We start from the raw sequence: 15,172 nt of genomic DNA on the forward strand, positions 1-15,172 counted from the left end.
TGGACTCCACCCGTAAGGGGTGTTTAGGATCATGTCGCGGCATCGCGTGTCGGTCACCGGCTGGGTGAGGCATGGAGGTGCCGGGACGTGCCTTTCGGAGGCATCCACTCATGACGGTTCAGCTCAACCACACGATCATCCACTCCCGTGACCACCGGGAGTCGGCCGAATTCCTGGCGTACTTTCTCGGCCTGGAGGTCGGAGCCCCCTGGGGCCCCTTCATTCCCGTCGAGACCGCCAACGGCGTCACCCTGGACTTCGCGACCATCCCCGCCGAGTCCATCACCGCACAGCACTACGCGTTCCTCGTCTCCGAGGCCGAGTTCGACGAGGCCTTCGAGAAGATCAAGCGGGCGAGGATCACCTACTTCGCCGATCCGCACGGGCAGCGCCCTGGCGAGATCAACCACAACGACGGCGGCCGCGGCGTCTACTTCCAGGACCCCTCGGGCCACGGCATGGAACTGATCACCGTCCCGTACGGCGGCTTCACGCAGTAGGACGGGCACGGCGGCGGGGGCTCACCCGCCGCCGCCGGGCTCAGGAACCCGCCCGGACCCCGTTCTCCGGAAGGTAGACGATGTTGACCGCTCCCGTCGTCGGGTGGGTTGCGACGCGGGTGCGGACCCCGTAGACCTCGGCCAGCAGGGGCTCCGTCAGCACCTCCGCCGGGGTGCCCGAGGCGGCCACGCGGCCGCCCGCCAGGACGTACAGGCGGTCGCAGTACATCGCCGCCAGGTTGAGGTCGTGCAGGACCAGCAGGGCGGTGGCGGACAGGGCACGGACCAGCCCGAGGATCTCCAGCTGGTAGCGGATGTCCAGGTGGTTCGTCGGTTCGTCCAGGGCGAGCAGGCCGGGGTCCTGGACGAGGGCGCGGGCCACCAGGGCACGTTGGCGCTCGCCGCCCGAGAGCCCGTCGAAGCGGCGGCCCGCCAGGGCAGCCGCTCCTACGGTGTCCAGGGCCCGAGCGACGCGGCGTACGTCGTCGGGTCCGTCCTGCTCCCAGAAGCGTTTGTGCGGGCTGCGCCCCATGGCCACCACCTCGCGCACGGTCAGCCCGAAGGTTCCGGCCGCGTCCTGGGGCACCACCGCCACCCGCCGGGCGCGGTCCTTGACGCCCAGCGAGGCCGCGTCCACACCGTCCAGCAGCACGCGCCCGCCGGTCGGGCGCAGGGTGCCGTAGACGCAGCGCAGCAGTGTCGTCTTGCCGCTGCCGTTGGGGCCGACGACTCCGACCGTTTCGCCGGGGCGGGCGGTGAGGTCGATCCCGTGCAGCAGCGGCTGCCCGTCGATCTCGTAACGCACGGCCTCGACGGCGAGTTCCGCCGCCCCCGGCCCGGACATCGGCCCTGACACCGGCGCTGCCGCCAACTCGGTCGCCGGCCCTGCCGGACGTCCCGCCGTCATCCCACGACCCCTTCGGTACGGGTGGACCTGCGCAGCATCCACAGGAAGAACGGCCCGCCGACGAGCGCCGTGACCACGCCGACCGGAATCTCCTCCGGCGCGGCGGCGGTACGGGCGATCAGATCGGCCAGGGTCAGGAACACGGCCCCGCCCAGCGCGGCCACGGGCAGCAGCGCCCGGTGCCCGGCGCCGACGACCATCCGGGCGGCGTGCGGCACCATCAGCCCCACGAAGCCGATCGCTCCGCTGTAGGCCACCAGCACGCCGATGACGAGCGAGGTGAGGACGAACACCGCGGCCCGGAACCGGTTCGTGTCCAGCCCGAGCGTCTGGGCGCCCTCCTCCCCCGCGAGCAGCAGGTCGAGCGGCCGGGCCAGCGCGATGAGCAGCCCGGTGCCCAGGAGCAGGGCTCCGGCGGGCAGGGCCAGTTCGCCCCAGCGTGCCCCGCCGAGCCCGCCGAGGGTCCAGAACAGCACGCTGCGGATCTGGTCGGGATGGGCGGCCAGCACCAGGATCAGGCTGGTCAGGGCGGACAGGACGTACTGCACGGCGACCCCGGCGAGGATCAGCCGGCCGGTGCTCATGGCGCCGCCGCGCCGGGCCATCGCGTAGACGGCGACGAGCGCGCCCATCGACCCGGCGAACGCCGCGAGCGGTAGGGCGGCGCCGCCCGCGAAGGCGAGGAACCCGGCGCCGAAGACGATCACCAGCACGGCTCCGGCCGAGGCCCCGGAGGAGGCGCCGAGCAGGAACGGGTCGGCGAGCGGATTGCGCACGAGGGCCTGGAGCACGGTTCCCGCGACGGCGAGTCCCGCGCCGACGACGGCGCCGAGCAGGACGCGTGGCATCCGGACGTCCCATACGATCGCGCCGAAGGCGCCCGCTCCGCCACCGGGTCCCGGTCCGCCGAGCACGATGTCGAGCACCCGTTCCGCAGGGATCCGTACCGGTCCCAGGGCCAGCCCCGCCAGGGCCGACGCGGCCAGCGCGGCGGCGAGCAGGGCCAGTACGACCGGCGTACGGGTGAACGCACGGGCGGCCCGGAGCCTCACGCGGCGTCGGGGTGGAGCTGACCGCCCAGCGATTCGACGGCGTCGGCGACGCGTACGCCGAGCACGGCGGAGGACAGCGGCAGCACGACGAACCGCCGGTTCTTGATCGCCGGGACCTGGGCCAGTGCCGGGTCGTTCAACAGGCGCTGCTTCTTGGCTTCGACGGTGGTGCCGCCGTAGTCGTAGATGAGGACGACCTCGGGCTTCCGCTCGATGACCTTCTCCCACGACACGTCGCCGAAGGTGTCGGCGAGGTCGGCGAACACGTTCGTCCCGCCTGCCAGCGAGACGATCTCGTTGCCGATGCCGTTGCCGCCGGAGGTGAAGGCGGAGGCCTCGCCCGAGTCGTAGACGAAGACCGCGGGCTTGGCCTTGTCCTTCACGCGTGCGCTGACGGCTTCGATGCGGCGCTGTTCCTCCGCGATGAGCCGCTCGCCGCGCTCGGGCACGCCGAAGGTCCGTGCCACCTCGGTTATTTCGGTCCTGAGCTGATCGAGGCCGACCTTGCCCTGGGTGCAGTACTCCACGCTGAGGCGGGAGTTGATGCCGGACTTCGCGAGTCCCTCGCGATCGCGGCCCTGCGCCTTGTCGAACGCGCTGGAGTAGCCCCCGTACACGAAGTCGGGGTTGGCTCCGAGGAGGATCTCCTTGGCGGGGTATTCCTTCGCCAGCACCTTGATCTTGTCGTACGCGGGCCGGTAGGCGGGCAGTACGGAGTCGTCCAGGTAGGCCGTCCCGACCGTCTTCTCCTCCAGCCCGAGGGCCAGGAGGATCTCGGTGGCGTGCTGGTTCATGGCGACGGCTCGCTGCGGCGGCGCCTGATAGGTGCTGGTGACACCGCAGTTGGTGACCGTGTACGGGAAGCCGGGCGCGGCGCCCGCTCCCGCCTTCGCATCCTGTGCCGCGGGGGATCCCCCGCACGCGGCCAGCGGTATCAGGAGGGGGACGGGCAGGAACGCGCGCAGCAGCGCACGGGCGTACGAGGACATGGCGAAGCCTCTCCGGGGGATCCGCGTCCCCTGGTCGAACCGAAAGAGGCGGTGCGTCAGTGTCTGACTCCCGGGTCCCCGCACGGGGGTGTACCGGTCACAGTGGCGGGACCGCACCGGATTCGCACCGGTTTCCTGTCCTGCACCGCCTGGATAACCCGGCCCAGTGTGCCAGAAGGCCGGGGGGTCAGCGCTCCGGGCGCACCCCGTGGGCCCCCCGCACCGTCCGCGCCGTCAGGGAGGCGAGGGCCCGCAGCGCCTCCTCGGAGCGTGATCCCGGCTCTGCCGTGTAGAGGTAGAGGGTCTGGTCGGGGTCGTCCGGGAAGGTGGAAGAGGTGGGACCGCTCGGTGGCATCGAGCCGCAGCGCCCGGGCCACGGCGTCGAGGACCTCGTCGGACACGTGCCGGGTGCGGCCCTGCTCCAGCCGGGTGTAGTAGTCCACGCTGACCCCCGCGAGCTGCGCGACCTCCTCGCGCCGCAGCCCGGGCACGCGACGCCTTCCCGGATGTGCGGCGGCGCCCACTGCCTCGGGGCCGATCCGGGCACGGCGGGAACGCAGGAAGTCCCGCAGGTCGGACTGGGGCTCGCGCCCGGCGGTGGCGGTCATTCCCCCAGGCTAGGCCGTCTCGTTCGGATCCTGCCCGGCCCGCGCCGACCGGCTGTTCGGGGTGCCGTGTCACAGCCCGGTCACAGCGGCCCCGCGAGCACCGGGCCGGGGCGACCATGGCCCGATGCGCAGACACCACGTGATCATCGCCCTCACCGGCGCCGGACTGCTCGCCCTCACCGGGTGCGGCAGCGACTCCGACGCGCCGGCCCCCGGCAAGACCTCCGCCCCGGCCTCGACCGTGCCGAGCCCTGCCCAGAGCGGCAGGCCCAGCGCCGATCCGAGCGCGGTCCGCCCCGACAGCGGCCTCCCGCCGAGCCCCGCGCCCGCGCAGCGCGCCGCCTACCTGGCCGCGCTGAACACGATCGACCCCGAGATCGTCAACGGCAAGGACGACAAGGCCGTCTCGCGAGGCCTGGACCAGTGCCAGTCCATGAAGGGCGAGAAGGATCCGGCCAAGCGAGTGGCCGGGGCGAACCAGCGCTTCATCGGCCCCCACCACCCCGCCGGCTTCGGCCCCGTCAAGTCCGCCCTGATCGTCGCGGCCGTCCAGGCCAACCTCTGCCCGACCTACTGAGTCCCTCCGAGGGCGAAGGCGGGGGCGGGGCCCCGGCAGCCCGGCCACCGCCTCATGCCGTCTCGTCGCTCGCCGCGGCCAGACCGAGGAGTTCACCCTCGGACAGGCGCAGGCCGCCCGCGGCGACGTTCTCGGCGAGGTGCCCGAGATCGCCGGTGCCGGGGATGGCCAGTACGTGGGAGCCCTGGTGCAGGGTCCAGGCCAGCCGGATCTGGGCCGCGCTCACGCCGTGGGAGCGGGCGACGGAGCGGACTTCAGCGCTGTGGCCGTCGGTGGCGCCGGCGGTGCGACCGGTACCGGCGATCGAGTAGAACGGCACGAACGCGATGCCCTGCTCACCGCAGATGTCCAGGAGCTCCTTCTGCTCGGGGGCCGCGCCGATGCCGTACATGTTCTGGACGCAGACCACCGGCGCGATGCTCCGGGCCTCGGCGAGGTGGTGGCCGCGGACGTTGGACAGGCCCAGGTGCCGGATGAGCCCGGCCGCACGCAGATCGGCCAGTGCGCCAAAGCGTTCGGCGATCGAGTCGCTGCCGACGATGCGCAGGTTCACCACGTCGAGGTGGTCGCGGCCGAGCTGGCGCAGGTTCTCTTCGACCTGGCCGCGCAACTGCTCCGGGGTGGCGTGCGGCAGCCACTGGCCGGAGGGATCGCGGCCCGGTCCGACCTTGGTGGTGATGACCAGCTCGTGCGGGTAAGGGGCCAGCGCCCGGTTGACCAGCTCGTTGGCCGAGCGCGACGAGGAGAAGTAGAACGCGGCGGTGTCGATGTGGTTCACACCGAGCTCGACCGCGCGGCGCAGTACGGCGATCGCCTGGTCGCGGTCCCGTGGGACGGCCTCGGGCGCGAATGCCTCACCGTGCTGCGTCAGGCGCATCGTGCCGAAGCCCATCCGGTTGACCGTGAGGTCCCCGAGCGTCCACGTGCCGGATGCCGCCGCTGTGATCGTCTGTGAGGTCATGGCGCGATCATGTCCGCGCGCCGGGCCGGCCCGCCATTGATTAAGGCATGCCCGAATCCAACGCTTCTTCTTCGGTCTTGAAGGTCCGGAACCCGCGGCGGTGGTAGTTGGGCAGCGCGTTCGCATGGTCGGCCGAGGACGTGTGCAGCCATACCCGGCGCACGCCCGGCACCAGATTCCAGCCCTGCCGGATCGCGAGCGTCAGCGCATGGCCGCCGAGCCCCTTCCCGGTGAACTCCGGCAAGAGCCCGAAGGTCCTGATCTCGACGTCGGCGCCCGGGTGGAGGTCGTAACAGACCACACCGGCGGACTCGCCCTGCAAGGTCAGCAGCCGGCACGTCCGGTCCGGATGCTCGGCGAACCACGCCTGCCATTCCCGTGGTCCGCGACGGGCGCTGCGCCACTGGTACGGCGCGCCGATCCTGGCCATCAGGTCGGGAACCTTCGAGAGGTCGTCGCCGACGGCGACGAGTGCCAGTCCGGGGACCGGAGCGCCGGGAACGAGCTGACTCGGGTCGGTCATCTCGACATGGGTCACGATCTTCGTCACCCGGGGAAGGGTACGCCCCCAGGGCAAGAGAAAAGGGACCCCCGGAGTGTTCTCCGGGGGTCCCTTTTCCATGAATGATCCGGCCGAGAAGGACTTGGCCGAACGTGGCAGGGGTGGCAGGGCTCGAACCTACGACAACCGGTTTTGGAGACCGGTGCTCTACCAACTGAGCTACACCCCTTCGGTGAGACCAACCATGTCATGTCGCACGCCGAAGATCCACTCAATTCGGTGATCAACCGCGAGGAATTTCGTCACGGGTCCGGACTCCGGCGGATCCGAGCCGGTCGACCGCACGGCCCGTCTTCGCTGGTCAGGGCGACACCGAGGAGGGTCAGGCCGCCGCGGCCCGCCCCGGCCCGCATCCACTCCTTGAGACAACGACTATTGCGCCGTGGACAGTTGACCTCCGCGACACCCCGGGAAGGTGCCGATGGCTTCCTCCGCCCCCGGAAGCACCGGTTCCTCCCACCAGGGGAGGCGCCCGGCTACACCCTGGGGTGTATTTCTCCGGGACGCGCCCTCCTTCTTGCCCCCGCGGAGAACCGAGTCCCGTCCCGGCTGCGTGCTACCGGCGAACACGCCAGCGCGCACGCCGAATTGGGGGAAACGGGTGGCATCCAGGACAAGGGCGGGAACGGCGGCACTCACAGCCGCTGTGGCCGGAATGCTGATCATGGGGACGGCCGCGGCCGGCATCCAGCCGGCACTGGCCGCGAACTCCACCGCACAGGGCACGCACCAGGACACGCAGCAGACCCTGCACGAGGACACGAAAGGGAGTCCCGCCGGCGCGAGGCCGCCGGCGGACGCGACGGTGACGCTGATCACCGGTGACCGCGTGCTCGTCGGCGCCGACGGCGCCGTCGTCCGGATCACGCGGGGTGCGGGCCGCGAGAAGACCACCTTCTCGGTTCGGCGCGAGGGCGGGCACACGTACGTCATTCCGATGGACGCCCTGCGCCTGATCGGCGACGGCGTCCTGGACCGGCGGCTGTTCGACGTCGCCCGGTTGGCCAAGGACGGGTACGACGACGCTCACCGCGGCGCCACACCCCTGATCGTCGGCTATCGGAAGGAGGGCGCCCCGGTGGGCGCCTTCGCGACCGGAGACCCGCTCGCCCGGGTCGCGCGCGAGCGCCGTCCGCTGCCCTCCGTGGACGGCGAGGCCTTTGACGTGCCCAAGACCGAGACCGCGGCCCTGTGGTCGGCGGTCACCGGCAGCACGGACGCCCCTGCGCGGGGAGCCGCTCCCACTGCTCCCATCGCCCACGTGTGGCTGGACGGCAAGGTCCGCACCTCCCTCGACACGAGCGTGCCGCAGATCGGCGCTCCCGTCATGTGGAAGGCGGGCTACACCGGCAAGGGCGTCAAGGTGGCGGTCCTGGACACGGGCGTCGACCAGGACCACCCCGACCTCAAGGGCGTCGAGATCGCCGAGAAGAACTTCAGCGACTCCCCCGACTCCCTCGACCGGCACGGGCACGGCACCCACGTGGCCTCCACCGTCGCCGGGACCGGCGCGCGGTCGGGCGGCCGGTACAAGGGCGTGGCGCCCGGGGTGCGGCTCCTGGACGGCAAGGTCATCAACGACGACGGCTGGGGATCCGAGTCCGGCATCATCAGCGGCATGCAGTGGGCCGTCGACCAGGGCGCGAAGATCGTCAACATGAGCCTCGGCGGCCAGGACGATCCGGGCGTGGACCCGAAGGAGGCGGCGGTCGCCCGCCTCTCCGCCAAGGCCCTCTTCGTGATCAGTGCGGGGAACAGCGGCGACCGGCCCGGAACCATCGGCTCGCCCGGCAGCTCCCCCGCGGCGCTGACGGTCGGCGCGGTCGACAAGCAGGACCGGATCGCGGACTTCTCCAGCCGTGGCCCGACGGCCGACGGAGTGTCCAAGCCGGACATCACCGCTCCGGGCGTCGACATCACCGCCGCCCTGAGCACGCACAGCTGGAACCCCGACGGCGAGAGCTACACCACCATGTCGGGCACGTCGATGGCCGCCCCGCACGTCGCCGGCGCCGCCGCCCTGGTGCTCCAGCAGCACCCCACGTGGAGCGGAGCCCGGCTCAAGGCGCTGCTCACCGGATCCGCCCGGCCCGACCCTGTGCTCAACGCCTCCGAACAGGGCTCCGGCCGGGTCGACCTGGCACGGGCCGTCACGGCCGTCGTCGTCTCCGAGCCCGGCTCGCTCAACTTCGGCACGCGGCTCTGGCCGCACACCGACGACAAGCCGGTCGGCAAGTCCCTCACCTACCGCAATCACGGCACCAAGCCCGTCACCCTCAAGCTGAGCACCACCGCCACAGGCCCGGGGGGCGGCCCGGCCCCGGCGGGGATGTTCACCGTCAAGGACGCCCAGCTCACCGTCCCCGCCGGTGGCACCGCGACCACCACCGTCACCGTCGACACCCGCAAGGGCGGGGCCGACGGCACGTTCGGCGGCAGCGTACGGGCCGACGGCGGCGGCCAGTCGGTGCGCACCGGCATGGTGGCCGTCCGCGAGGTGGAGTCGTACGACGTCGTCCTGCGGCACACCGATGTCGACGGCGCGGCTCCGCCGGGCTACTCCAGCATGCTGACCAAGATCGACCGGGAGGTGCCGGGGCGCATCGAGTTCCCGGTCGTGCCGGGCGGGACCGTCGTGAAGCGGATACCCAAGGGCGACTACCAGCTGGAGAGCGTCGTCCTCGGCGCGGGCGGCCGGATGGCCGTCTTCGTCCAGCCCGTCGTGAAGGTGACCGCGAAGACCACGATCGCGCTCGACGCCCGCAAGGCCAAGCCGTTGGCCGTCACCGCCCCGGACCCGGCGGCACGGCTGGTCGGCGGCACCCTCGGGTACTCCGATCCGAAGGCGCGGGTGGCCGGGTCCTGGACCTTCGACGGGCAGACACAGGTCCGCACCGCCGCGCTCGGCACGGCGAGCACCGGTATGCAGGCGCAGTTCAACGGGTTGTGGAAGAACCCCGGTGCGGCCGGCAAGAAGGTCGACTACCGGCTCGCCTTCAACCGCACGGGCAGCTTGTTCACGGGCCTCACCAAGACCGTCACGCGGGCCGAGGTCGCCGAGTTGAAGCTCGGCTTCGCGGCGTCCGTCACCGGGGCGAAGGGCCTGATCTGGATGACGCCCTACGACGTGACCGGCACGTCCGCCTTCGGCATGCGCGACCCCATCGAGCAGGACCTGCCGATGTCCGGCGTCCAGTACGTCAGCGCCATCGGGGTCCGCTGGACCTGGAACGTGTACCAGCTCGACGCCAGGGGTGACTCGCGCCTGGGCTACGACACCGGCCTCACCACCTACAAGCCGGGCAGCAGCCAGGCCGTGAAGTACAACTTCGGCGTGGTCGGCCCCAGCATGGAGGACGGGGACCCGGAGGCGGGCGCCCACCGGACCGGCGACTACGTCTACGCCGACCTGCGGCTCTTCAACGATGGCAGCGGCCATGTGGGCGGCTCGTACGTCACCGGGGGTTTCACCCGCCTGGAGTCCGGCGGCAAGGTCATCGCCGAGGGGTCGGACAGCGGCCAGGTCCACGGAGACGTTCCGGCCGGCTCGGCGGCGTACCGCCTGAGCGCGGAGTCGAGCCGCTCCCCCCTGGACACCTCGACCAGTACGAAGGTGGCCGCGTCCTGGACGTTCACCTCGGCCCGTCCCCCCACGGACGAGCCGGTCAGGCTGCCGCTGTCCACGGTGCGGCTCTCCCCGGCGCTGAGCCTGCGCGGGACGGCCCGGGTGGGCGCCGACCTGAAGGTTCCGCTGCACCTGGGAGGGCCGGCGGCGGGGGCCGGGCAGGTCGCCGCACTGACCGTCCGGGTCTCCTTCGACGAGGGGAAGACCTGGCAGCTCCTCGCGGTGACGACCGACGCGAAAGGGGCCCGCTCGGTGACCGTACGGCACCCGGAGACGGCCAAGTCCGTTTCCTTCCGGGTGGACTTGAGGGACAAGGCCGGCAACACCGTGCGCGAGACGATCACGAACGCCTACCGGCTCGTGCCCTGAGGTGACCGCGCCGGTCCGTCCGGCCTGACGTGACGCGACCGTGACGACACGGATGGGCTCCGCCGCCGGCGGGGCCCATCCGCGTTTGCCCACCGCGTTTCGCCCCGCCCCCTTGACCCACACTGGTCCAGACCAATAGTTTCCGCATGCACAGCGCACGCGCCCCGGCACCACTCACCGCATCCGCAAAGGAAGCCCATGCGCCGCAGCATGCTCGGCAGGCTGGCCATTGCCGCCTGCTCCCTCTCCCTGCTGACCGCCTTCGCCCCCGCCCACGACGGCGCCGGCCACGGCGACTCCGGGCACGGCCGCTCGTACAAGAAGGTCGGCTACTTCACCCAATGGGGCGTCTACGGACGGGACTTCCAGGTCCAGGACCTGGAGAAGAACGGCAGCGCGAGCAAGCTCACGCACATCAACTACGCCTTCGGCAACATCAGCGCGGACGGCAAGTGCTTCACCGGAAACATCCCCGGTGAGGCCGACGCGTGGGCCGACTACGTTCGCCCGCTGGACGCCGAGAACTCCGTGGACGGCGTCGCCGACGACTGGGTGCAGCCGCTCGCCGGCAACTTCAACCAGCTCCGCGAGCTCAAAGCCAAGCACCCCGGCCTCAAGGTCCTCATCTCCCTGGGCGGTTGGAGCTGGTCCACGCACTTCTCGGACGCCGCGCTCACCCCGGCCTCGCGCAAGGCCCTCGTATCCTCCTGCATCGACCTCTACATCAAGGGCAACCTCCCCCAGGACGGCAGCCGCGGCGGCGCGGGTTCGGCGGCGGGTCTTTTCGACGGGATCGACCTCGACTGGGAGTGGCCCGGCTCCTCGGGCGACACCGACACCACCTACCGCCCCGAGGACAAGAAGAACTTCACGGCGCTGGTGAGCGAGTTCCGCACCCAGCTCGACGACTACGCCCGCAGCCAGAAGCGGAAGGCGAAGTACGAGCTGTCCGCCTTCGTCCCGACCGCCCCCGCCAAGATCGACGCGGGCTTCGACGTCCGCCGGATCATGCGCGACCTCGACTTCGTGACCCTCCAGGGCTACGACTTCCACGTCTCCGGCGAGGCGACCACCGCCCAGCAGTCCGCGCTGTACGCGAGGAACGACTTCAGCGTCGACGGCACCGTGGACGCCTGGGAGCGGCGCGGCGCGCCCGCGCACAAGCTCGTGATGGGCATGCCGTTCTACGGGCAGGGCTGGACCGGCGTCAGTGGCGGCGGGGACGGCATGGGCCAGCCCGCGACGGGCCCGGCCCCGGCCGCCTGGGCCAACGGGTACGCGGACTACAAGGAGCTCAAGCAGCTTGCGGCGTCCGGTACTTACAAGCTCCACTGGGACCGCCGCAACGGCAGCGCCTGGCTCTTCGACGGCACCACCCTGTGGACCTACGACGACCCGCAGGTGCTGCGCACCAAGACCCGGTACATCCGCGAAGAGGGCCTCGGCGGCGCGATGTTCTGGTCACTGGACGCGGACACGGCCGACGGTGAACTGATGACCGCGGTCGACGAGGGCCTTCGCGGCCACTGACGGTCCCGCCCCTGAACAGCGCCGCCGGGCCGTGGAAAACGACGCGGCCCGGCGGCGCCCCAACCCTTACGCTCCCCCGCATGAAGACGAAGACGGTACGGGCGGTCAACGCGCTCGCCTCCCGGTGGGCCGGGCACGCCACGGCGGACGGCACGGGCACGGTGTTCACGGCCGCCGGGGTCTGGCCGCTGCTGGCCCTGCTCGCCGACGGCGCCGCCGGACCCGCCCGCAACGAACTGGAAGAAGCCCTCGGCATACCCGCCGACGCGGCGGCCGAAGCCGCCCGCGAGCTGCTGACCGCCCTGGACGGCGTACGGGGCCTGCGCTCCGCCTCCGGCCTGTGGGCGCGGCGGGACCTCGCCTTGGAGCCTGCCTGGTCGGACCGCCTCCCCGCCGGAACCCGGGGCACTCTGACCGGCGACGAAGACACCGACCGCAAGGCCCTCGACGCCTGGGCCGCCGAACGCACCGACGGCCTCATCGGGCACATGCCGGTCACCGTCGGCGAGGAGGCGCGCTTCGTGCTCGCCTCCGCGCTCACGCTGCGCACGCGGTGGATCCAGCCCTTCCACGCCTGGACCACCGAGGTCGACGAAGGCCCCTGGGCCGGGCGGACCGTGCAGGGCCTGAGCCGCAGTACGCCCCTCCTCGACCGGGTCCGCGTGGCCCGGGCACCCGGCGGCCCGGTCACCCTGCTGGAGGTGGTGGGCGACGGCGGAGTCGACGTCCACCTCGTCCTGGGCGAGCCGCAGGCCCCGCCTGGCCGGACCCTCCAGGCCGGTATCGCGGCCGTCACGCGGGCGATCCCGTCGACGGGCGCGAGCCTGCTGCCCGAAGGGAACCCGGGGCCGGGCCTGCGCATCGCCGGCGTCCTCTCGGATCGCCGCGAACACCGGCTCGGCATCGACACGGTGGCCTTCGAGGTGGAGGCGGACCACGATCTGCTCGACTCCGCCGGGCTGTTCGGCCTGGAGAGCGCCCGCGACGCCCGCAGCGGCCACTTCCCGGGCATCAGCGGCGAACCGCTGGCCGTCGGCTCCGCCCGGCAGTCGGCGGTGGCGCGCTTCCACTCGGAGGGCTTCGAAGCCGCCGCCGTGACGGCGATCGGGGCTGTCGGCGCCGGCGCGATGCCCCGGCTGAGGTACCGCGTCCGACACGCCAACGTGGCCTTCCACCGCCCCTTCGGCTTCCTCGCCGTCCACCGGACCTCCCGCCTGGTGCTCGCCGCGGGCTGGGTGGCGGACCCCCTCCCCTACGAGGAGACGGACCACGAGGCGGAGGAGGCGGAGGCCTGGGCCAAGCTGGATGCCGAGGAACGGGGTTGAGCCGTTTCCCGCTCCGTCCGGCCCTTGCCCGTAGGCTCCGTTCCATGGACAACTCGACGGTGGAGGCGGTCAACCGCCTGACGGCACGGTGGGCGGCACGAGGGTCGGCGCAGTCCGCGGGCACGGCCGAAGGCACGGTGTTCACGGCGGCCGGACTCTGGCCGCTCCTCGCCCTGCTCGCGGACGGCGCCGACGGCCCGGCCCGTAGCGAACTGGAGCAGGCCCTCGGCATACCCGCCGACGCGGCGGCCGAAGCCGCCCGCGAGCTGCTGACCGCCCTGGACGGCGTACGGGGCCTGCGCGCGGCCACCGGCGTGTGGGCGCGGCGGGACCTGCCGCTGGAGGCGGCGTGGGCGGACCGGCTCCCGGCCGGGACCCGGTCGGCCCTGACCGGTGACGAGGACGCCGACCGCAAGGCCCTGGACGCCTGGGCCGCCGAACGCACCGGCGGCCTGGTCGAGCAGATGCCGGTGGAGGTCGGCCCGCACGTCGACCTGGTCCTCGCCTCCGCGCTCGCGCTGCACCTGACCTGGGAGAAGCCCTTCTCCGAGCGGCAGGTCCGGCCGCCCCACGGCCCGTGGAACGGGCGCCACCTGCGCGGACTGGCCGTCACCCACGCCTTCCCCGAGCGGATCCGGGTGGCTCGGGGTGCCTGCGGCCCGGTCACCCTGCTCTCCGTACCCGGCGCGCCCGGCGCCCACGGCGCGGACGTCCACCTGCTGCTCGGAGAGCCCGGGGCGGCGCCTGGGGAGGTCCTGGCCACCGGGATCGCCGAGGTCACGGGCGCGCTGGCCTCCTCGACCGCGAGTGAGCTTCCCGACGGCGCCGCGGGTCCCGGGCTGTCGCTGCGCACCGTGGATTCGACCGGTCCCGATCCCGTGGTCCGGATCGCCACGGTGGCCTTCGACATCCGCGCCGAGCACGATCTGCTGCTCCACTGCGAACTGTTCGGGCTCACCTCCGCAGCCGCCCGCCCCGGCCATTTCCCCGGCATCTCCGCCGTCCCGCTGGCCGTCGGCTCGGCCCGCCAGTCCGCCGTGGCCCGCTTCCACGCGGAGGGGTTCGAGGCCGCGGCCGTCACCGCCGTCGGCATGTTCCGCGGGGCCGCGAGGACGCCCTCGCACCGGGTCCGGCAGGCCGAGTTCGAGGTGGACCGGCCCTTCGGCTTCCTCGCCGTCGACCGGGAGTCCGGCCTCGTGCTGTTTGCGGGCTGGGTCACGGACCCCGATACCCTCGCCTGATGACTTCCGACAAGATCACCGCGGTCGATTCCGGTACCTGGCTCCTCGGTGACCTCCCGGTCCGCCGCATCGGCTTCGGCGCGATGCGGCTCACGCACCTGGCCGACGGCTCCCCCAGCGACCGGGACCGGGTGACCGGGGTGCTGAGGCAGGCCGTCGAGCTGGGGGTCAACCACATCGACACGGCCGCCTTCTACTTCTCCCCGACCCGCTCCGCCAACGAGCTCATCAACCGGGCCCTCGCCCCGTACGCCGACGAGCTGGTCATCACCACCAAGGTCGGACCGGGCCGTGACGCCGCCGGCGACTGGTGGTGGGCCACACCCGGGCAACTGCGCGGGCAGGTCGAGGAGAACCTGCGCCAGCTCGGCCGCGACCACCTGGACGTGGTCAACCTGCGCGTCCCGCGCCAGGCGGAGAGCGGTTCGATCGCCGAGCACTTCGGCGCCCTCGCCGAGCTGCGGACCGCCGGGCTGATCCGGCACCTGGGCGTGTCCAACGTACGGCCGGACCACCTCGCCGAGGCGCTGGCCATCGCACCCGTGGTCTGCGTGCAGAACGCGTACGGCATCGGTTCGCCGGCCGAGGAGCACGCCTTCCTCGACGCGTGCGGCGAGCAGGGCATCGCCTTCGTCCCCTTCTTCGCGATCGCGGGCGCGGGCAAGGAGGCCGGAGGGGTCACCGAAGAGGGCCCGGCGGTACGCGATCTCGCGCGGGCCCACGGGGTGTCCCCGGCCCAGCTCCGCCTGGCGTGGACCCTGAGCCGGGGCCAGCACGTACTCGCCATCCCTGGCACCGGGAACCCGGAGCACCTGACGGAAAACGTCGCCGCCGGCGCGCTGCGGCTACCGCCGGAGGAGACGGCGCTGCTCGGGGCCGCGTAGCGGGGAGCGTCGCGCGGGGCCTGCGGGAGCCTCATGTCGGTC

The 15,172-nt window shown here is 72.4% G+C and carries 13 protein-coding genes, 1 tRNA gene, 1 pseudogene and 1 riboswitch; of the genes and pseudogenes, 7 read left to right on the forward strand and 8 right to left on the reverse strand.

Annotated features, from left to right (window positions below; all coding sequences use genetic code 11):
• Positions 1-110: 110 nt before the first annotated feature.
• Positions 111-500 carry a VOC family protein gene (locus tag ACFYM0_RS11590; protein ID WP_388499523.1) on the forward strand — a complete coding sequence of 130 codons (390 nt, stop codon included), beginning with the start codon at positions 111-113 and terminating at the stop codon, positions 498-500.
• A gap of 40 nt (positions 501-540) precedes the next feature.
• On the opposite strand, the gene ACFYM0_RS11595 is transcribed toward ACFYM0_RS11590, so the two are convergent.
• The 5 genes and pseudogenes from ACFYM0_RS11595 to ACFYM0_RS11615 all read right to left on the reverse strand — a co-directional run.
• Positions 541-1,344, reverse strand: a complete 804-nt coding sequence (locus tag ACFYM0_RS11595; protein ID WP_388499526.1) for an ABC transporter ATP-binding protein — start codon at positions 1,342-1,344, stop codon at positions 541-543.
• Between the two features lie 59 nt (positions 1,345-1,403).
• Positions 1,404-2,459, reverse strand: a complete 1,056-nt coding sequence (locus ACFYM0_RS11600; RefSeq protein ID WP_388499529.1) for a FecCD family ABC transporter permease — start codon at positions 2,457-2,459, stop codon at positions 1,404-1,406.
• Positions 2,456-3,448 carry an ABC transporter substrate-binding protein gene (locus ACFYM0_RS11605; protein WP_388499532.1) on the reverse strand — a complete coding sequence of 331 codons (993 nt, stop codon included), beginning with the start codon at positions 3,446-3,448 and terminating at the stop codon, positions 2,456-2,458. Before ACFYM0_RS11605 ends, ACFYM0_RS11600 begins: the two co-directional genes overlap by 4 nt.
• 37 nt (positions 3,449-3,485) lie before the next feature.
• A riboswitch (cobalamin riboswitch) is annotated at positions 3,486-3,624 on the reverse strand.
• 11 nt (positions 3,625-3,635) lie between these two features.
• Positions 3,636-3,803 (reverse strand): hypothetical protein, encoded by a 168-nt coding sequence (locus ACFYM0_RS11610; protein WP_388499535.1) that lies wholly within the window; start codon positions 3,801-3,803, stop codon positions 3,636-3,638.
• Positions 3,757-4,056 (reverse strand): annotated as a pseudogene (locus ACFYM0_RS11615) (helix-turn-helix domain-containing protein); the annotation flags it as partial. The gene ACFYM0_RS11610 and the pseudogene ACFYM0_RS11615, both read right to left, overlap by 47 nt.
• A gap of 124 nt (positions 4,057-4,180) precedes the next feature.
• On the opposite strand from ACFYM0_RS11615, the gene ACFYM0_RS11620 reads away from it, so the two are divergent.
• A complete protein-coding gene (locus ACFYM0_RS11620) occupies positions 4,181-4,633 on the forward strand; it encodes a hypothetical protein (protein WP_388499538.1) in 453 nt (150 codons plus the stop codon).
• 52 nt (positions 4,634-4,685) lie between these two features.
• On the opposite strand, the gene ACFYM0_RS11625 is transcribed toward ACFYM0_RS11620, so the two are convergent.
• From ACFYM0_RS11625 to ACFYM0_RS11635, 3 genes are all read right to left on the reverse strand, one after another.
• The gene (locus tag ACFYM0_RS11625) at positions 4,686-5,594 is read right to left on the reverse strand and encodes an aldo/keto reductase (RefSeq protein ID WP_388499540.1); all 909 of its coding nucleotides are present in this window, start codon (positions 5,592-5,594) and stop codon (positions 4,686-4,688) included.
• 40 nt (positions 5,595-5,634) lie between these two features.
• A complete protein-coding gene (locus ACFYM0_RS11630) occupies positions 5,635-6,144 on the reverse strand; it encodes a GNAT family N-acetyltransferase (RefSeq protein WP_388499543.1) in 510 nt (169 codons plus the stop codon).
• A gap of 105 nt (positions 6,145-6,249) precedes the next feature.
• Positions 6,250-6,325 (reverse strand) — tRNA-Trp (locus ACFYM0_RS11635).
• A gap of 495 nt (positions 6,326-6,820) precedes the next feature.
• Here ACFYM0_RS11635 and ACFYM0_RS11640 point away from each other — a divergent pair.
• The 5 genes from ACFYM0_RS11640 (at position 6,821) to ACFYM0_RS11660 (ending at position 15,130) form a co-directional block, all read left to right on the forward strand.
• On the forward strand, positions 6,821-10,150 hold the full coding sequence (locus tag ACFYM0_RS11640) for a S8 family serine peptidase (protein WP_388499545.1): 3,330 nt from the start codon (positions 6,821-6,823) through the stop codon (positions 10,148-10,150).
• A gap of 198 nt (positions 10,151-10,348) precedes the next feature.
• On the forward strand, positions 10,349-11,680 hold the full coding sequence (locus ACFYM0_RS11645) for a glycoside hydrolase family 18 protein (protein WP_388499547.1): 1,332 nt from the start codon (positions 10,349-10,351) through the stop codon (positions 11,678-11,680).
• Between the two features lie 80 nt (positions 11,681-11,760).
• On the forward strand, positions 11,761-13,005 hold the full coding sequence (locus ACFYM0_RS11650; RefSeq protein ID WP_388499550.1) for a serpin family protein: 1,245 nt from the start codon (positions 11,761-11,763) through the stop codon (positions 13,003-13,005).
• A 44-nt stretch (positions 13,006-13,049) separates the two neighbouring features.
• Positions 13,050-14,246: a serpin family protein gene (locus ACFYM0_RS11655; RefSeq protein ID WP_388499552.1), complete on the forward strand. Its 1,197-nt coding sequence runs from the start codon at positions 13,050-13,052 to the stop codon at positions 14,244-14,246.
• Positions 14,246-15,130, forward strand: a complete 885-nt coding sequence (locus tag ACFYM0_RS11660) for an aldo/keto reductase (RefSeq protein ID WP_388499555.1) — start codon at positions 14,246-14,248, stop codon at positions 15,128-15,130. Before ACFYM0_RS11655 ends, ACFYM0_RS11660 begins: the two co-directional genes overlap by 1 nt.
• Positions 15,131-15,172 lie beyond the last annotated feature (42 nt).

Origin of the sequence: Streptomyces sp. NPDC006487 (assembly GCF_042870555.1) — a bacterium.
GTDB lineage: Bacteria > Actinomycetota > Actinomycetes > Streptomycetales > Streptomycetaceae > Streptomyces.

Excerpts from the sequence above, each read along its gene's own strand:
- ACFYM0_RS11660 (WP_388499555.1), top strand. The coding sequence starts at position 14,246 with ATGACTTCCGACAAGATCACCGCGGTCGATTCCGGTACCTGGCTCCTC.
- ACFYM0_RS11620 (WP_388499538.1), top strand. The coding sequence starts at position 4,181 with ATGCGCAGACACCACGTGATCATCGCCCTCACCGGCGCCGGACTGCTC.
- ACFYM0_RS11625 (WP_388499540.1), bottom strand. The coding sequence starts at position 5,594 with ATGACCTCACAGACGATCACAGCGGCGGCATCCGGCACGTGGACGCTC.
- ACFYM0_RS11590 (WP_388499523.1), top strand. The coding sequence starts at position 111 with ATGACGGTTCAGCTCAACCACACGATCATCCACTCCCGTGACCACCGG.
- ACFYM0_RS11605 (WP_388499532.1), bottom strand. The coding sequence starts at position 3,448 with ATGTCCTCGTACGCCCGTGCGCTGCTGCGCGCGTTCCTGCCCGTCCCC.
- ACFYM0_RS11595 (WP_388499526.1), bottom strand. The coding sequence starts at position 1,344 with ATGTCCGGGCCGGGGGCGGCGGAACTCGCCGTCGAGGCCGTGCGTTAC.
- ACFYM0_RS11640 (WP_388499545.1), top strand. The coding sequence starts at position 6,821 with ATGGGGACGGCCGCGGCCGGCATCCAGCCGGCACTGGCCGCGAACTCC.
- ACFYM0_RS11650 (WP_388499550.1), top strand. The coding sequence starts at position 11,761 with ATGAAGACGAAGACGGTACGGGCGGTCAACGCGCTCGCCTCCCGGTGG.
- ACFYM0_RS11645 (WP_388499547.1), top strand. The coding sequence starts at position 10,349 with ATGCGCCGCAGCATGCTCGGCAGGCTGGCCATTGCCGCCTGCTCCCTC.
- ACFYM0_RS11610 (WP_388499535.1), bottom strand. The coding sequence starts at position 3,803 with ATGCCACCGAGCGGTCCCACCTCTTCCACCTTCCCGGACGACCCCGAC.
- ACFYM0_RS11655 (WP_388499552.1), top strand. The coding sequence starts at position 13,050 with ATGGACAACTCGACGGTGGAGGCGGTCAACCGCCTGACGGCACGGTGG.